General features: G+C 62.4%; 16 protein-coding genes and 1 riboswitch. Of the genes, 12 read left to right on the top strand and 4 right to left on the bottom strand.

Features of this window, described 5'->3' with window-relative positions; all coding sequences use genetic code 11:
* Positions 1-12: 12 nt before the first annotated feature.
* Together mraY and murD are read left to right on the top strand one after the other, a co-directional pair.
* Complete coding sequence (gene mraY, locus ARC39_RS18385) at positions 13-1,095, top strand: phospho-N-acetylmuramoyl-pentapeptide-transferase (protein ID WP_068116329.1); 1,083 nt, start codon at positions 13-15, stop codon at positions 1,093-1,095.
* A 681-nt stretch (positions 1,096-1,776) separates the two neighbouring features.
* Positions 1,777-3,183, top strand: a complete 1,407-nt coding sequence (murD, locus tag ARC39_RS18375; protein ID WP_068116325.1) for a UDP-N-acetylmuramoyl-L-alanine--D-glutamate ligase — start codon at positions 1,777-1,779, stop codon at positions 3,181-3,183.
* Between the two features lie 15 nt (positions 3,184-3,198).
* Here murD and ARC39_RS18370 read toward each other — a convergent pair whose 3' ends face one another.
* On the bottom strand, positions 3,199-4,386 hold the full coding sequence (locus ARC39_RS18370; protein WP_068116324.1) for a BaiN/RdsA family NAD(P)/FAD-dependent oxidoreductase: 1,188 nt from the start codon (positions 4,384-4,386) through the stop codon (positions 3,199-3,201).
* A gap of 162 nt (positions 4,387-4,548) precedes the next feature.
* On the bottom strand, positions 4,549-4,953 hold the full coding sequence (locus ARC39_RS18365) for a hypothetical protein (protein ID WP_236545307.1): 405 nt from the start codon (positions 4,951-4,953) through the stop codon (positions 4,549-4,551).
* Between the two features lie 305 nt (positions 4,954-5,258).
* On the opposite strand from ARC39_RS18365, the gene ftsY reads away from it, so the two are divergent.
* The 4 genes from ftsY to ARC39_RS18345 all read left to right on the top strand — a co-directional run bounded on the left by ftsY (position 5,259) and on the right by ARC39_RS18345 (position 8,553).
* Positions 5,259-6,572 (top strand): signal recognition particle-docking protein FtsY, encoded by a 1,314-nt coding sequence (gene ftsY / locus ARC39_RS18360; protein WP_068116322.1) that lies wholly within the window; start codon positions 5,259-5,261, stop codon positions 6,570-6,572.
* Positions 6,565-6,960 (top strand): GNAT family N-acetyltransferase, encoded by a 396-nt coding sequence (locus ARC39_RS18355; RefSeq protein WP_068116319.1) that lies wholly within the window; start codon positions 6,565-6,567, stop codon positions 6,958-6,960. The genes ftsY and ARC39_RS18355 overlap by 8 nt, the downstream gene beginning before the upstream one ends.
* A gap of 10 nt (positions 6,961-6,970) precedes the next feature.
* Complete coding sequence (locus tag ARC39_RS18350) at positions 6,971-7,873, top strand: EamA family transporter (protein WP_068116318.1); 903 nt, start codon at positions 6,971-6,973, stop codon at positions 7,871-7,873.
* Positions 7,874-7,941: 68 nt separating this feature from the next.
* Positions 7,942-8,553: an inner membrane-spanning protein YciB gene (locus tag ARC39_RS18345; RefSeq protein WP_068116316.1), complete on the top strand. Its 612-nt coding sequence runs from the start codon at positions 7,942-7,944 to the stop codon at positions 8,551-8,553.
* Between the two features lie 18 nt (positions 8,554-8,571).
* Here the strand turns inward: ARC39_RS18345 and ARC39_RS18340 are convergent, their stop codons facing one another.
* Positions 8,572-9,501 carry an alpha/beta fold hydrolase gene (locus tag ARC39_RS18340; protein WP_068116314.1) on the bottom strand — a complete coding sequence of 310 codons (930 nt, stop codon included), beginning with the start codon at positions 9,499-9,501 and terminating at the stop codon, positions 8,572-8,574.
* Between the two features lie 467 nt (positions 9,502-9,968).
* Positions 9,969-10,047, top strand: a riboswitch (SAM riboswitch).
* A gap of 43 nt (positions 10,048-10,090) precedes the next feature.
* Between ARC39_RS18340 and metZ the strand changes: the two genes are divergently transcribed.
* Together metZ and ARC39_RS18330 are read left to right on the top strand one after the other, a co-directional pair.
* Positions 10,091-11,269 carry an O-succinylhomoserine sulfhydrylase gene (metZ, locus tag ARC39_RS18335; RefSeq protein WP_068116312.1) on the top strand — a complete coding sequence of 393 codons (1,179 nt, stop codon included), beginning with the start codon at positions 10,091-10,093 and terminating at the stop codon, positions 11,267-11,269.
* 9 nt (positions 11,270-11,278) lie between these two features.
* On the top strand, positions 11,279-11,875 hold the full coding sequence (locus ARC39_RS18330) for a histidine phosphatase family protein (protein WP_068116309.1): 597 nt from the start codon (positions 11,279-11,281) through the stop codon (positions 11,873-11,875).
* Positions 11,876-11,922: 47 nt separating this feature from the next.
* Here the strand turns inward: ARC39_RS18330 and ARC39_RS18325 are convergent, their stop codons facing one another.
* Complete coding sequence (locus ARC39_RS18325) at positions 11,923-12,177, bottom strand: DUF2061 domain-containing protein (protein ID WP_368085986.1); 255 nt, start codon at positions 12,175-12,177, stop codon at positions 11,923-11,925.
* 119 nt (positions 12,178-12,296) lie between these two features.
* On the opposite strand from ARC39_RS18325, the gene ARC39_RS18320 reads away from it, so the two are divergent.
* From ARC39_RS18320 to ARC39_RS18305, 4 genes are all read left to right on the top strand, one after another.
* Positions 12,297-13,160 carry a helix-turn-helix domain-containing protein gene (locus ARC39_RS18320; protein ID WP_068116308.1) on the top strand — a complete coding sequence of 288 codons (864 nt, stop codon included), beginning with the start codon at positions 12,297-12,299 and terminating at the stop codon, positions 13,158-13,160.
* A 52-nt stretch (positions 13,161-13,212) separates the two neighbouring features.
* A complete protein-coding gene (locus tag ARC39_RS18315; RefSeq protein WP_068116307.1) occupies positions 13,213-13,953 on the top strand; it encodes a glutamine amidotransferase in 741 nt (246 codons plus the stop codon).
* 137 nt (positions 13,954-14,090) lie between these two features.
* Complete coding sequence (folE2, locus tag ARC39_RS18310; RefSeq protein ID WP_068116306.1) at positions 14,091-15,194, top strand: GTP cyclohydrolase FolE2; 1,104 nt, start codon at positions 14,091-14,093, stop codon at positions 15,192-15,194.
* Positions 15,195-15,382: 188 nt separating this feature from the next.
* A partial coding sequence (locus tag ARC39_RS18305) for a cellulase family glycosylhydrolase (RefSeq protein WP_068116305.1) occupies positions 15,383-17,030 on the top strand: 1,648 nt, incomplete at its 3' end.

Genomic DNA, 17,030 nt, shown 5'->3' with positions numbered 1-17,030 from the left:
GGGCAGGGGCAGATGCTCTATTGGCTGACAACATTTTCAGACGGCGGGGATATCTATAACCTCTTTCGCTACATCACCTTTCGAACGGGTGGCGCGTTCTTCACCGCGTTGCTCTTCGGTTTCCTGTTTGGCCGGCCGCTTATCAACCTGTTGCGTCGTACGCAGGGCAAGGGCCAGCCGATCCGCGACGACGGGCCGGAGGGGCATTTCGTCAAGGCTGGGACCCCGACCATGGGCGGCGTGCTCATTCTCGGTGGGCTGATCGTTTCCACGTTGCTCTGGGCACGGCTCGATAACCCCTATGTCTGGATCGTGCTGTTCGTCACCATGGGCTTCGGTGCGATTGGATTTGCGGACGACTATTCAAAGGTTTCCAAGCAACAAACGGCTGGCGTTTCTGGCAGAATCCGGCTTGCGCTCGGCTTCGCCATTGCCGCCGCGGCCAGCTCGCTGGCGGCAATCGTCCATCCGGCGGAACTGACCAACCAACTGGCACTGCCGTTCTTCAAGGACGCGCTGTTCAATCTCGGGGTGATTTTCGTCCCTTTCGCGATGATCGTGATCGTTGGGGCGGCCAATGCGGTGAACCTCACGGATGGGCTCGACGGGTTGGCGATCATGCCGGTGATGATCGCGGCGGGAACGCTCGGAATCATCGCCTATGCCGTGGGTCGGGTCGACTTCGCAACGTATCTCGACGTGCACTACGTTCCGGGTACCGGTGAGTTGCTGGTGTTTTCGGCTGGGCTGATTGGCGGCGGGCTTGGCTTCCTGTGGTACAATGCGCCGCCCGCGGCAGTTTTCATGGGCGATACCGGCTCACTTGCCCTTGGCGGCGCGCTTGGGGCAATCGCGGTGGCGACAAAGCACGAGATCGTGCTGGCCATCGTCGGTGGTCTATTCGTGGTCGAGGCACTATCGGTCATAATCCAGGTGTTCTATTTCAAGCGCACCGGCAAGCGGGTGTTCCTTATGGCGCCGATCCATCATCATTTCGAGAAACGTGGCTGGGCAGAGCCGCAGATCGTGATCCGCTTCTGGATCATCTCGCTGATCCTCGCTCTCGTGGGGCTTGCGACGTTGAAGATCCGGTGACCGGAGGAACGCTGTGAGCAAGGCCGCTCTGGTAACCGGCGAGACCCGTGGCATCGGGCGCGCCATCGCGGCAGGTCTGGTTATGCGCGGTGTCGACGTCTTGATCACGGCGCGAGATCCGGTGTTTGGTGCGCACGCGACAGCGTCGGCTGGCCGTGTTTGGGTGGCCGCGGACGTGGCGGCGCCGGCGTGTCCGGCGCAGTTGGACGGTTTTGCCTATGATATCCATGTTTACAAGCGCGGGCGTGCACCCCGGATGCGGAACGCAAGCGCATCCCGACGGGGTTTTGATTTGCATGTCGGTGTAGATCGATCGTTCGCGCCGGCTGATCTTGGCTCTTGCGCGTCTCGTGGTGACGCGCCGATCCGGCCGGATCGTCAAACTGCCATGCGGCTGGGGCGCTTTTGCCGAGGGATTGGAGGCGCCGAACGCCAGTGGAGTCGCCAAGACCGCGCTCAACGCACTGGCATTGGCGTAGTCGCGAGAGTTGCCTCCCTCGGTCAAGAGCGACGCCTTGTGCTCCGGGTGGTTTCACAAGGGCGCGACCTTGCCGAAGAACGGCCGATCTGGCGGGTTCTTCGGACGGCGGGAGCCGATTTCATGGTAACGCATGGTGAAACTCAGTCCGCCGTGCAGGGTTCAAAGACGTCCATTTGGCAAAAACTACCGGGAGCGCAGTCATGATCCCTGTCAGAGGTGTAGCCGGGCAGAAGGTACTCGTTCTTGGTCTTGGCCGATCAGGCCTCACCGCGGCGCGGGCAATCGCGGCCGGAGGCGGCATCCCCTTGTGCTGGGACGATGGTGCCACGGGCCGGGAACGCGCCGAGAGCGAGGGATTCATACTTCATGATCCGACCGCACCGGGCGCTCTGGATGAGGTCGCGCTGCTGGTAACGTCGCCCGGTATTCCGCACCTTTATCCGAGCCCACACCGGGCCATTGCAACGGCGCTCCGGGCCGGCGTTCCGGTAGACAACGATATTGGCCTGTTCTTCCGGTCGTGCGCCGCCGATGACTGGGATACCTTCGACGTGATGCCAAAAGTGGTCGCAGTCACCGGTTCCAATGGGAAGTCCACGACTTCGGCATTGATCGCGCATGTTTTGGATTCGGCCGGTCGCGAGGTGCAACTTGCGGGAAACATCGGACGGGGCGTGCTTGACATCGACCCGCCCGGAGACGGCGGGGTGGTGGTGCTGGAACTCAGTTCCTACCAGACCGATCTCGCCCGTGCGCTTACCCCTGACATCGCGATTTTCACCAACCTGTCGCCAGACCATCTGGATCGCCATGGAGGCATGGGCGGATATTTCGCCGCCAAGCGTCGGCTCTTTGCCGAGGGAGGGCCGGACCGGGCCGTGATTGGTGTAGACGAGGCGGAGGGGCTGTTCCTTGCCGGCCAACTATCCGAAGGGCCGGCAGACAGCCGGGTGATCAGGGTCTCCTCGGGGCAAAAGCTTGCCGGCCCGGGTTGGTCGGTTTTCGCGCGCAAGGGATTCCTTTCAGAATATCGCAAGGGGCGGCAGGCGGCGTCCATCGACCTGCGCGGGATCCGCGGCCTGCCGGGAGCGCACAACCACCAGAACGCCTGTGCCGCCTATGCCGCAGTGCGCGCGCTCGGGTTGGCGCCTCGGGCGATCGAAGCGGGCCTGAACAGTTTTCCCGGCCTGCCGCATCGCAGCCAGGTAATTGCGGAAACGGATGGCGTCACTTTCGTCAACGATTCCAAGGCAACGAATGTGGACAGTGCGGCGCAGGCGCTCCAAGCATTCAAGGGGATCCGCTGGATCTGTGGCGGGCTGGAGAAGGATGGTGGGCTGGACGCTCTGCATCCGCATTTGGACAGCGTCGTGAAAGCCTATGTGATCGGCCGGGAAGCGGAACATTTTGCGCTCGGGTTGGGCTCCAACGTCGAGGCCGAGATCTGCGGAACGATGGAGCGTGCTGTCGAACGGGCCATGACCGAGGCGAAATCGGGTGAGACGGTGCTTCTGGCGCCGGCGGCGGCGAGCTTCGACCAGTATGACAGCTTCGAGCGGCGCGGCGAGGACTTCGTTGCTCAGGTCGAGGCGCGGCTGAGGGCGTGATCCGGATTAGAGCGGTCACTGGGAGCGTGCCGCGATAGCAGCGCCCGCAGCCCAGCCTGATGACCAGGCCCATTGGAAATTGTACCCGCCGAGCCAGCCCGTGACATCCACGCATTCGCCGATGAAATAGAGCCCGGGCACGGCACGCGCCTCCATTGTACTGGACGATAGCCCGTCCGTTGCCACGCCGCCGAGCGTCACCTCCGCCGTGCGGTAGCCTTCGCTCCCGGATGGCAACAGATCCCAGCCAGTTGCCCGGGCGGATAGTTCCCGTACTGCCCCATCATTCTGGTCCGCTAGGTTACCACGTAGCCCAGATCCTTCGGCGACGACCTGCGCCAGCCGCGTCGGCATGTATTCGCTGAGCGCCGTCGCCAGCGCTATCCGTCCGCCGGATTGGCGCCGCGAGCGCAATGCCGCGACCAACTCCACTCCCGGCACCAGATCGACACAGATCGGATCGCCCTCCCGCCAAAAGGACGAGATCTGAAGGATCGCCGGGCCGGACAACCCGCGGTGGGTGAACAGCAGTCCTTCGCGGAACGCTACACCGTTGCAGGTGACCTCGGCGTCGACAGACAAGCCCGCAAGCGGCTTCAGCCGTTCCAGCACCGGTCCGGAAAAAGTGAGTGGAACCAACGCCGGTCGCGTCTCGGTCACACCGAGGCCGAAGCGTTCGGCAATTCGATACGCCAATCCAGTTGCGCCCATCTTTGGGATCGACTTGCCGCCTGTCGCCACGACCAGATTTCGCGCCAAAACCGTGGTGGGTCGTCCGTCGCGTTCCAGTATCACTGAGAAGCGCGCACCGTCGTGATCGATGGCGCCTACGTCTGTTTGCAGCCACAGCTCTGCGCCGGCCGCTTCGGCCAGCAACATCGCAACGATCTGTTTGGCCGACTCGTCACAGAAAAGCTGTCCCAGCGTCTTCTCGTGCCAGGCGATCCCATGGCGGGATACCAGATCGAGGAAATCCCATTGGGTGTATCGCCCTAGTGCAGACTTGCAGAAATGCGGGTTTCCGGACAGGAAGTTTTCCGGGCATGTGTGGAGGTTGGTGAAATTGCATCGCCCCCCACCCGAGATGCGGATCTTTTCGCCGGGGCTTTTCGCGTGATCAACAACGAGTACACCCGGCCCGGAATGGGCGGCGCACATCAAACCCGCCGCGCCGGCGCCGAGAATAAGGGTTTCCACCTGCATGGACGCGCCAGATCATTCTCTGCGACACGCGTCAAGACGAAGCTTGGGGTGGCGGTCGCTCCCACCTCGGCGCGCGATGCGAACGCTGCCTAGACTGCCCGGCGACGCTGTGCATTCGCATTTCATGGGCGCCGTCTACGCCTTGTCCTGCACGTCCGGAGATCAGACGCCGACTTCAGGCCCGACGCAGTAAAGTGGCTCGCTGGCGTCCCCGGCCTCGTAGAGTTCGGTTTCCCCATCCCGCCCCTCGAAGAGGGCGCGCAATCCGGAGCCGGAGTTATAGAAGGTCCAGCATTGTGGATCGGGAAGTTCGTCGTAGACGAAACAAATGAACGGGCCATCCTGGTACCAATGGCCATCCTTGCACTGACCGTCCAGGAAGGTCCAGGTGACTTCCCGATCGTCGCGGTAGCGCTCGGCGCCGTAAGCCGCTCCGTTGGAATAGAAATAGAGCGTTCGCCCGCGTGTGAGGGCGTCGAACTCCTCTCCGGTCAGGGGCGTCCCGTCGGCCACGGCTGCCAGGGGCGTGAGCAGAGGTAGGAGCGAAATCGCAATACGCTGAAGCAATGTAGTTACCCGAAGTCACGGTTGCGCCCGGCCAAAGAGCCGCGCGTTGCGGCGAAGATGCCAGATCGGCCACGGAACCACCAGTCACCATACTGTTAGGCTGCGGGCCGGCGCATCGCCTTCAGGTTCGGCGCCCGCTCAGCTTCCAGCCGCCGGGTGGCACGTTGTGCTTGAAGTGCGCAGTTTGCCTGCCGCGCCGAGCGTCTTCAGCACTCGCCGGTTGAGACCTGACGCGATGCGGCGCCCTTCCAAATCTCGCCCTATGGGATTAGGTGACATCTGCGGCAATTCCGAAAGGCCCACGCATGGCATTCTTTAAGAAACTCAAGGACCGGCTGTTCAAATCCTCCTCGAAGCTCGAAGAAGGGCTGGACGCCATCGTGCAGGACGGCGGCGAGGAAGATGTTGTTGAGACCGTTTCCGTGTCGGACGAGCCGGACCCGCAGCCTGTTCCGGAACCCGAGCAAGTCCCGCCTCCCGCCGACCCCCAGCCCGGGCCGGCGCCAGAGGACGTGCCGCCATCGCCCGAGCACCCCGATCCTGTCCCCGCGGATCCGGTTCCGGAGCCGGTCGAGCCCGTTCCGGGGATGCCAGAGACGCCGATCGAATATCCCGCGGAACCTGAACCAGTGCCGGTCGAACCGCCGAGCGAGGCCCCGCAGCCCGTGGACCCGTTCCCGCTGGACCCGTTACCGGAAATGCCCACATCCGATCCGATCGCGGAAGAATCGCGCCCCGGATTTCTGGGGAGGATCCTCGGGCGCGGTACGCCTCAGACGGTCGTCCGCCGCGTTCTCGACGACGAGATGCTGGAACAGCTCGAAGAGTTGCTGATTGCGTCCGACATGGGAGTCGATACCGCGTTGCGGGTCGCGGCAAACATGGCCGAGGGCAGGCTCGGTCGGAAACTCTCGACCGAGGAAATCAAGGGGCTGCTCTCCGAGGAAATCGCCCGGATCATGGAGCCGGTGGCCAAGCCCCTGCCGCTCTATCCGACAAAGCCGCAAGTCGTACTGGTCGTTGGGGTGAACGGCTCTGGCAAGACCACCACGATCGGCAAACTCGCCAGCCAGTTCCGCGCCGCCGGTAAGACGGTCGTGATTGCCGCCGGCGACACGTTCCGCGCTGCGGCCGTGGAACAATTGCAGGTCTGGGGCGAGCGCGCCGGCGTGCCTGTGCTGACTGCGCCGGAGGGTTCTGATCCGGCAAGCCTCGCATTCGATGCGCTTGCACAGGCGCAGCGCGATGGCGCCGACCTCCTGATGATAGACACCGCCGGACGGTTGCAGAACCGGGCCGACCTGATGGAAGAACTGGCCAAGATCGTCCGCGTCCTGCGCAAGAAGGACCCGGACGCTCCGCATAACACGCTGCTGGTGCTCGACGCCACGACAGGGCAGAACGCGCTCTCCCAGGTCGAGACCTTCCGCGAACTCGCCGATGTCTCGGGCCTCGTGATGACCAAGCTCGACGGCACCGCGAAGGGCGGCGTATTGGTCGCCCTTGCAGACCGTTTCGGACTGCCGATCCACGCCATTGGCGTTGGCGAACAGATAGACGATCTGCAACCCTTCGACCCCGACGAATTCGCGCAGGCGCTGACCGGCGCAAATGGCTGAGTTCTCTGATCGGGCGGCGACGCTTCGGGAATTTCAGGAATTGCGGCGCGTGGCAGGAATGAGCGTGTTTCCCGACGCGGCAGTGCAGATCAGCCTGGATCGCACCTTGCATGCGGCCTGGCTCCGCAACGACATAGGCGCGCTTGTTGGCATGGGCCGGGTCACGGGAGACGGCGGTTGTTTCGTTCAGATCAACGATGTGGCGGTGCATCCCGACGAACAAAGGCAGGGGCACGGCGGGGCGATTGTGCGGTATCTGCTGGAATGGTGCGACAGAACCCTTCCCAGCGGGTGCTACATCAGCCTGATCGCCGACCCCGGTGCCGAGCGACTATACCAGACGCATGGCTTTTCACCGCGCACGGGCATGGCACGCCGCGTTCCATGAACGTCGCGCCATGAGCCAATGGATCCTGGGCCTGGAGGGTACCGAGGCCGGGCACACGGTTGCGACATTGCTCGCCCTGACGGCTGCGTTCCTGCATGCCGTCTTCGGTGCGTTGCAGAAGGGGCGGCATGATCCGTGGCTCAGCCGTGGTGCTATTGATGGCTGGCTTGCCGTGCTTTCCGGCCCCATCGCGCTCTTCGTGGTGCCTTGGCCCGAGGGCCACGTCTGGCTGATCCTGCTCGGCGCCATCGCGATCCACCTCACGTACAAGGTCGGTATGGCGCTGGCCTTTTCCCGCGGCGCCTTCACCGTCGTCTACCCGGTGGTGCGTGGCTCCGGGCCACTATTCGCGGTGTTCGGTGCCTGGCTGATCTTCGGCGAGACCTTCACGCTCACGCAATGGTTCGGGATGCTTTTGCTTCTGGCTGGCATTTTCGGTCTCGCGGTCTACAACCTGATTCATGTGGAGGTCGCGCGCGAAACGCTGGTACCGGCGCTCTGGCTGGCGCTCGCCACGGGCGCGACAGTTGCGCTTTATACCACCTACGACGCCTACGGCATTCGGGCGACGCCGGATCCGTTCACCTTTCTGGCATGGTTTTTCTTCGTAACCGCTTTCGACATGCCGGTGATCGCGGCGCTGCGTTGGAGGAACATGCGCTACCGTCCCGATCTGCCACCGTTGCTGTGGCGTGGGTTCGTTGGCGCGCTTGTCGCCTGGGGCAGTTTCGGCTCGGTGATGCTCGCCACCCGGCTCGACAAGGTGGGCGAGGCGGCGGTGCTGCGGGAGACATCGACCGTCTTTGCCGCGTTGATCGGCTGGCTGGTACTGCGCGAAAGCGTTGGGCCGCGGCGCCTGGGTTTGATGGCCACCATCGCCGCCGGCGCCGTGATTGTTGAACTGGGTGGGTGATCTTCACGGTTGACTTGCGCGGCAAAACGCGGTGTCCCCTCCGGGGTCGAAACGGCAAGGACTGAGGCATGGAAGAGAAGACGGTAAATCCGCTCCTGAAACAGGCGCTCGAGCTCGGGCCCCCGCTCGCCTTCTTTGTCGTCTACCTCTACATGCGGGATCAAACCTACTCGATTGGCGGAACTGAATACGACGGGTTCATCGTCGCGGCGGCGCTCTTCGTTCCCATTCTGCTGGCCTCCATCGCGATGCTCTGGCGCCTAACTGGCAAACTTGCGCGGCTTCAGGTCGTCACCGCCGTGCTGGTGGTGATCTTCGGCGGGCTGACGGTGTGGTTCAACGACGAGACTTTCTTCAAGATGAAGACGACCATCGTCTACGGCCTGTTCGCGGGCCTGCTCGGGATTGGTCTGCTGCACGGAAAAAGCTACCTTTCTTGGGTTCTGGGCGATCTTATGCCCATGGCCGAGGAAGGGTGGATGAAGCTGACCGCACGTCTGGCCGCCGGCTTCGCCGCGCTTGCGGTTGCCAACGAATTCGTCTGGCGCACCATGTCGACCGATGCCTGGGTAAAGATCGAGACATTCGCTTTTCCCATCGCGCTCATCGTCTACATGTGGGTGCAGATCCTGTCGTTGCAGAAGTACATGGATCTGGAACCCGAAAAATCCAAGAAGTGACGATGTCTTTCGGCAGCATCAGAACGCCTGACGGGTCCCGAACGGTGACGCATGCAGGCGCGGCAGCCGCAACCCGGGCGTTGGGCCATCTTCCATCGTCGTCCGCGTCCGCAGCAGCGCGAGCGGCACTTCCCGGTTGAGAACCGCACGGTAGAACGGAAAGAGGCCGGGTCGCAGGTAGACCGACCAATGGCAGATGCGCTTGCCGGAAGGGGCGATTGGATAACCCATTTCCTCCAACACGTTCCGGGTCCTCCGACTGTCGATGTCAATGTCGGTCCAATTGTCGGCGGTCCGGTTCAGCCCGGTTCCGAGCGCCCGGTCGCCAAATCGGTGTGGTGCGACCAGCCATGCGAGGGCTCGGTCGTAGAGGCCGTTCTCCCGGCTGGTGATGTTGAGCACTTCGACTGCCCGCCCGGCTGGCGTGTCGAGGCAATCGCGAGCAGTGGAGCGCATTTCCGCAGGCGCCATTAGTACAGCACGCCCCATTGCTCCGGCAGGCAGGTGCCGAAGGGCAGAGAGCGCCACACGGCAACCCAGCGAGTGCGCGAGCACATCGACTGGTTGACCCTGGCGTATCAGGCGAATTCCAGAAACGATCCGCGCCAACGCCCGCCCGGTCTCGGCGGCGCGTCCATAGGCCTGCCACAGGGAGCCGCGAGCCTCCCAGCCAAGTGCGATACAGAGCGGCTCATCCGGCTCCCCGCTGCCCAGACCCAATTGCCGCGGCCAGGAGAGCGCCTTCCAGCTGTCGTGCGCGGGACTGAGCGAAAGAATGTGGGTGTGAGGACTGGCGTGTTCGTCCCGAGGTGAAAACCTGTAGCCGTGGATCAGCACGACAACCGGCGCACCCGGTCGCGTTCGGGACAATGCGGTCGCGATATCGGCGGTGACCCCTTCCGGGGCTGCTAGCGTGTCTCCAATGACGTTGATCCGGCACAGGGGCATAGCGTCGTCCCACAATATCTTGTGGTGGCCTAGCCCGTGTCTGCTTCAACTGAGTGACGCGCGGGTTACGTGCGCGTAACGAAATGGTAACGAGATAATAAAGTGGCGATTGATGGTGCGAGCGGCCGATCGGTGTCTGGAAAGAGTGAGTTCAGAAATAGGTGCGTAATAACAATGCGCCGAAGGCATCTTCGTGAAAGAGCTCGATTGCTCGGGACTTGGTCGTTTCCTCGCATAGGTGCGTGTTCGGCTGGTGGCGGGAAGTTCCCAGATGTGGCAGTTGCGCAACCGGTGCAATACCGCGAGACGTGAGGATTCACCATCAACCGCTGAAACGCCGCACAGGTTTTTCCACGAGATCTGGTGTGTTGTGCATTCGGCCCGCACCCGCCCCGCCGTCCGATCACGTCTGGTGGATGTGCCGCGCCGGTCAGGCTCCCTTGACGAGTTGGCATCGTAGCGGATAGGCACTGCGGCGTGGCGATTTGTTCACCGGATTGCGGGCCACGTAAAACATTCCGCTAAAGAGGTCAGATGCGGGACGCCCCGCCGCTGGCTCGCGGTGGGGCTTTTGCTTGGAGGTCCTCGCATGGACGACTGGAAAACACGCACCAAACTCATTCACAGCGGTATCCGCCGCAGTCAGTACGGCGAGGTGGCCGAGGCCATCTTCATGACCCAGGGCTTCGTCTACGACAGCGCCGAACAGGCGGAGGCGCGGTTCCTTGAGGCTGGCACGGATGAGTTCATCTACGCCCGCTACGGCAACCCGACGGTTCGTATGTTCGAGGACCGGATCGCCGCGCTTGAAGGGGCGGAGGATGCCTTTGCCACGGCGTCTGGAATGGCCGCGGTGAACGGTGCGCTGACCTCCATGCTGAAGGCTGGCGATCACGTGGTCTCCTCACGCGCGCTCTTCGGCTCCTGTCTCTATATTCTGGAGAACGTGCTGAGCCGCTTCGGTGTCGAGGTGACATTCGTGGACGGCACGGATCTGGCCGCCTGGAAAGCCGCGATCCGCAAGGAGACAAAGGCGGTGTTCTTCGAGACCATGTCAAACCCGACACTTGAGGTCGTGGACCTGCCAGCGGTGGCGAAGCTGGCCCACAGGGTTGGCGCGACGGTGATCGTGGATAACGTTTTTGCCACACCGATCTTCTCCCGTGCGTTGGAGCAGGGGGCCGACGTGGTGGTTTATTCCGCCACCAAGCATATCGACGGGCAGGGCCGTGCGCTCGGCGGCGTGATCTTGGGAACCAAGGCATTCATACGCGAAACCGTCGAGCCCTATCTCAAGCATACCGGCGCGTCGATGAGCCCATTCACTGCATGGGTTCTCCTGAAAGGGTTGGAGACCCTGGATCTGCGGGTCAGGGCGCAGGCGGCAACCGCACAGGCGATGGCCGAAGCCCTGCAATGGGATACCCGATTGGAACGAGTGATCTACCCGGGGCTGGAGCAGCATCCGCAACATGTGCTGTCGACAGAAATGCTCGATGGGCCGGGGACTGTACTCTCGCTCGACATCAAGGGCGGTCAGGAGGCGGCCTTCCGGTTCCTGAATGCGCTCAAGATCATGATAATCTCGAACAATCTCGGTGATGCAAAGAGTATTGTTACGCATCCGGCAACAACAACGCACCAAAGACTGCCAGACGATCAGAAGGCGGAGCTTGGCATTACGCCCGGACTTGTACGGATCAGCCTGGGAATCGAGGACACCGCCGATCTGATCGCTGATGTGAAGCAAGCGCTCGACAGGATCTGAGCCCGGCGGATGGCACGTCTGCTCTATCTTTCGCACCCCGAAGTCGAAATCGACCCAGAGGTTCCGGTTCCGGACTGGGGACTGAGTGCGACTGGTGTTCGGAGAGTACGGAACTGGATCGACAGCGGCGTTTTCGACACCGTTACGCGGGTCGTCTCAAGTGCGGAGCGAAAGGCCGTGGAAACAGCAAAGCCGATTGCGCGGGCGCGGCAGTGCGAAGTCGAGGTCCGGCCAGCGACTCACGAGAACGACCGCTCGGCAACGGGTTATCTGCCCGCTCAGGAGTTCGAAGAAGTCGCGAATGCGTTCTTCGCCAATCCGGAGTCCGCCGTCCGGGGGTGGGAGACGGCGGTCGCTGCGCAAACACGGATCGTATCGGAGCTTGACGCAGTGCTTGCGCGGCCGGTGTCGGGCGACCTGCTCATGGTCGGCCACGGTGGCGTGGGAACATTGCTTTACTGCCATCTCGCCGGGCTTGCCATTGACCGGCGGCACGATCAGACAGGTGGCGGTTGCCTCTGGGCCCTTACCCTGCCGAGTCGCTCTGTCGTGCATGGGTGGCGGGCCGTCGAGACGCTGATTTCAGGCAGTGTCCGTCGGCACTAGCGAATCCAGATTAGTTGCATTGCAAAACGCGCTGAAATTGCTGAATTTTAGCGATCTGCCGTTGAGTTGATCGGGCGTGGCGGCGCGGCGTCGTTGGTGTGCAAACGACCCCAACGGACATGGGCCCACAGGCGTTCATGGAACACGTAGGTGACGGTACCCACTGCGGCGCCCAATACGGCGATTGCTCCACCCGCCGCGACCGACCCGGTCACCACCCAAGAGATCAGCGTCATCATGGCCAGCCCGAGCGCTTGCCAGGTGGCGGCCTTGGCGATGCTGCGCAGCGGGGTCTCGATCATGGTTCGTAACTCGGCGGTTGTTTGACTTGCACCCACAACTTATGCGCTGAATCCACGAGTTGCGGAATTCTGAAAAATATCTTCTTATTCTCACGTATCGAGAGAAAAAACGACAAACCATGGTAATTACCGACAAACTCGCTCGTGCCGATGTATTTCGTACGCGTCTGCTTGCCCAGATGGCGGCAAACGGCGTCAATCGCAGTGCGCTTGCTCGGGCGGTTGGCGCGGACCGCTCCACGATTGCGCAGATGCTGGCGGAGGGTACCGCGCGTCTGCCGAACGCCCACCTGGCGGCAGAATGCGCCAGCGCGCTCGGTGTCTCCTCTGACTGGTTGCTGGGCCTGACCGACCGGCCGGAACGGCCCGGCGACGTGCTGGCGGCGGCCATGACCGTGACCGAGGCGGCCCGCAGTTCGGCGGATGCACAGCTTCACGAGTGGCACAGGGAGGCGGCAGGCGCCAAGATCCGCCACGTCCCGGCAACCCTGCCCGATGTGCTCAAGACCGAGCAAATGATGAGTTGGGAATACAACCGCGCGCTCGGTCGAACGGCTGAGCAGGCGATCGGGGCATCGCAGGACCGGCTGACATTGCTGGGGGAGGAGATGTCGGACTACGAGATTGCCGTATCCATCGGGGAGCTCAGGGCTTTTGCCGCTGGGGAGGGCTATTATCGGGGGCTCGACGCAAGTGTTCGCCGGGCTCAGATCGACAGCATGATCCGGGCGACTTCGGAGCACTTTCCCTCGTTGCGCCTGTATCTCTACGATGCGCGCCGCGTGTTCAGCGCACCGGTCTCTGTATTCGGCCGCTTTCTCGGTGTGGTCTACGTCGGGCGTTTTTACCTCGCGTTCCGGTCCCGTGATCGGGTGCGCTCGCTTACGGAACACTTCGACGGGCTGATCCGGGAGGCGGAAATCGATGCCCGCGAAGTGCCCGGCTGGCTGGAAACCCTCGCCGACGAAATTCCCCGCGCTTGACGCAGGCCCGTCGCCTGCGGCAGATGCGGGAACGAGACGAGGACCTGGCCGAATGAAACCCTTCCTGATCCTGCAATTGCGCCCCGAACCCGAGGCGTCGGACAACGAATTCGAAGCCTTCCTGGCAAAGGGAGGGCTTCGCGAGGACGAGACACGCCGGGTCCGGTTGGAGCGCGAGGAAATCCCGGAGATGCTCAATCTGGGCGACTACTCCGGGGTGATCGTTGGCGGGGGACCGGGCTGCGTGTCCGATCCCGATGACACCAAGCCAGTGATCGAGAGACATATCGAGAAAGAAATTCTTGGCCTGATGCCGCAGATAACTGGTCAGGACATTCCCTTCATGGGCTGCTGCTACGGGATCGGCATTCTGGCTCACCATCTGGGAGCCGGCGTGTCCAAGGCGCATTTTGGCGAACCACCGGGGGCCGTGCCGTGTTTCGTAACGCCGGACGGCCGCGCCGATCCGATCCTGGATGGGCTGCCGGATCGTTTCAATGCGCTGGTTGGCCACAAAGAGGCGGTGCAGACGCTTCCGAGGGGGTGCGCCCACTTGCTTGCCTCCGAGCCGTGCCCGTACCAGATGATCCGCTTCGGGCGGAACGTCTACGCCACGCAGTTTCACCCGGAGGCGGACGGCGATGTTTTTGCGCTCCGCATCGAGATCTACAAGGACAAGGGATATTTTCCGCCAGAGGAGGCAGCCGCGCTAACCGCCGCGGTTCGTGCCTTCGAGGTCGACCTGGCCCCCCGAATTCTCCGGAATTTCGTGGAAATGTACCGCGATCGCTGACCGACAATGTCGTCGGGAGAGCGGATTGTGGTCGGTGGAACGGAGCGAAACCCAAAGGAAATCGGTGCTGCGGACTGGACAAACGGCGCGGCCGCACCAACCTTGGTTCAGCGCAGGATACAGCGGCGAGGCCCGACATGAACTACCATGCGACCGATTTTGACCAGGAACCGAGCCGGGAGGACGCCGCGCAGGCGCTGGAGGTGCTCCGACTGTGGGCAGGCACGGCTTCTGATACCGAGATCACGGACCTGGACCCGGTCATCGGGCGATTGCTGCCCGCGAGGCCAACCAATGGTTATCCGGACCTCTCGCGTAGCTATCCAGCCGGGTTTGTTGCAGATGCCGCTTACAAGGCCGGAATGCCGGATCTACAGAATGGCCCGGAAAGCCTGATCCGCGGTGCAAAGCGCCCGCTTCAGCATGTCGGCATCTCTAACTTCCGATTGCCGATCCGGTTTCATACCCGCGACGGCGTGGATCTGACGTTGGAGACGTCCGTCACCGGTACGGTGAGCCTTGATGCCGACAAGAAAGGTATCAACATGTCGCGCATCATGCGCAGTTTCTATCGCTCCGCTGAACGCACCTTCAGTTTCGAAGTGATCGAGGAGGCGCTTGAAACCTACAAGACCGATCTCGACAGTTTCGACGCCCGCATTGCGATGCGGTTTTCCTTCCCGATGAAGGTAACGTCGCTTCGGTCCGGGCTTTCCGGCTACCAGTACTACGACATCACGCTTGAGGTCGCCGACCGGGGCGGCGAGAGGGTCAAGATCCTCCACCTGGACTACGTCTACTCATCGACGTGCCCGTGCTCGCTCGAACTGTCCGAACACGCGCGCCGAATGCGCAGCCAACTCGCCACGCCGCATTCGCAACGTTCGGTCGCGCGAATCTCGGTCGTGGTAGACCCGGATGCGGCCTGCCTCTGGTTCGAAGATATCGTGGAACTGTGCCGAAGTGCCGTGCCAACCGAAACCCAGGTCATGGTGAAGCGGGAGGACGAACAGGCCTTCGCAGAGTTGAACGCGGCAAACCCGATATTTGTCGAAGACGCTGCGCGATCGTTTGCGGAACGGCTTCAAGCCGACCCCCGCATTGGCGACTATCGGGTCGTCTCGAGCCATCAGGAAAGCCTCCACAGCCACGACGCGGTCAGCATCATGACCGAAGGAGAGACTTTCGACCAAGTCGGTATCGAACCGCATTTGTTTGCGAGTCTCGTGCATCAAGGGTAGCCGACCTCCTGGCGCGGCTAAGGAGCGTGAACTACCCGAAAATATACCGCGATACGACGAAACCGTCTGACGCCGGCCGTTTCTGATGGAGCCCCCCTCCACAGGCCGACGTTGACTCGCGCGCTCGCCATATGGGAGCATTGCGCGTGCGAGGGCAATTTTTTTTGAGCCCGAGCGGGGGGTCATAGATGGTATCGGTGGTTTATCAGGCCGAGGACGTAATTGTATCGGGTTCCGGCTATGTAACTGAACAGAACAACGCTGCCGTTGAGGGGCGCGTTGCCTCCTTGAACGACAACGGTGTTTGGGCGAGCAGCGGCGAATTGCGTATCGCTTTCGTCGAAGCGGCCGGCGTTTATGGGCTCACCCTGGACTATTTTGACGAGAACGACGGCGAAGGGACGATTGTCGTTCAGGTCAATGGCGCAGTGGTGGGGCGGGTCGAATTGAACGAACCCACCTCGACGGGCGGTGCCGACGCCACCAACATGCGCAGCGCATTGATCCCGGGGCTGGAACTCGCGCCCGGCGATGTGGTGACAATCGTAGGGCTGGCGGATGGCTACGAGGCCGTTCGGATCGACCAACTGACATTCGACTCGGATTCCTCTACGCCAGGGGGATCTCCAATCCTCGTGGAGCCAATCATCGACCGCGCCCGATTGCCGGGAGATCCCTTCGCATTCCGGCTCCACCCCGACACCTTCGACGATCCTGATGGCGACCCGCTTGCCCTGAGCGTGTCGCTTGCCTCCGGTGGTGATGTCCCGGGTTGGTTAACATTCGACGGCACGATGTTTCGCGGCGAGGCACCGTCCGGTTTTGACGGCGCGCTGGACATTCGTGTCACGGCCAGCGACGGCACCGACAGCGTTGATGATGTCTTCACTTTGACGATAGGGCCTGACGCGCCTGTTCTGGAGTTTGACGTCGGGCGCGCAATCAACCTGGGCAACGCCCTGGATGCCCCGAACGAAGGGGACTGGGGATATGTGATTGCCGAGGACCATGTGCAGGAGATCGCGGATATCGGCTTTGACTCCGTGCGCATAGCAGTGGGTTGGTCGAACCATCTCGACAACAACGACATTGTCGATCCGGCGTTCTTCGCACGCGTGGAGGAAGTGATCGGCTGGGTATTGGAGCGCGATCTCAACGTGGTGGTCGACCTGCACCACTTCTGGGAGGTGAACGACGATCCGGACGGGTATATACCGACGCTCAAGACGATCTGGGAGCAGATCGCGACGCGCTTCGCCGACATGCCCTCGAACGTCTACTTCGAGCTTTTCAATGAACCGCACGGGGCCTTCGCCGGCGACCTGGTCGACGAGACGATGGCAGAACTCGTCGATATCGTGCGCGAAACCAATCCAACGCGGGCTGTCATCGTGGGCGGTGAGGATTGGTACACGGTCGAGGGGCTGGTCGAGTTGACCCTGCCCAACGATGACTACATCGTGCCGACGTTCCACTACTACGTGCCATTCGAATTCACCCATCAAGGGGCGCCATACGTGGAAGATCCCCCTCCCACAGGCCGCGAATGGGGGAGCAATGAGGACTTGCAGGAACTTGCGGAGAACTTTGCGCTCATTGCCGAGTGGCGCGAGGAACAGGGCGACATGCCCGTCTTCATGGGAGAATTCGGCGCCTATTTCGAGATCCCCAATGACGAGCGCTCGGAGTGGACAGAGGACGTGCGGGAAGCCGCGGATCTCGGCGATATCGCCTGGGCCTTCTGGGCGTTCCACACGATCTATGACACCGATGCGGACGCCTGGAACGAACCGATGGCGGCAGCGCTGCTTGGCGGCGGCAGCGACAATTCTCCGC

Source organism: Tropicimonas marinistellae, assembly GCF_001509585.1.
Lineage (GTDB): Bacteria > Pseudomonadota > Alphaproteobacteria > Rhodobacterales > Rhodobacteraceae > Tropicimonas > Tropicimonas marinistellae.
This window is presented reverse-complemented; position numbering and strand designations above follow the sequence as displayed.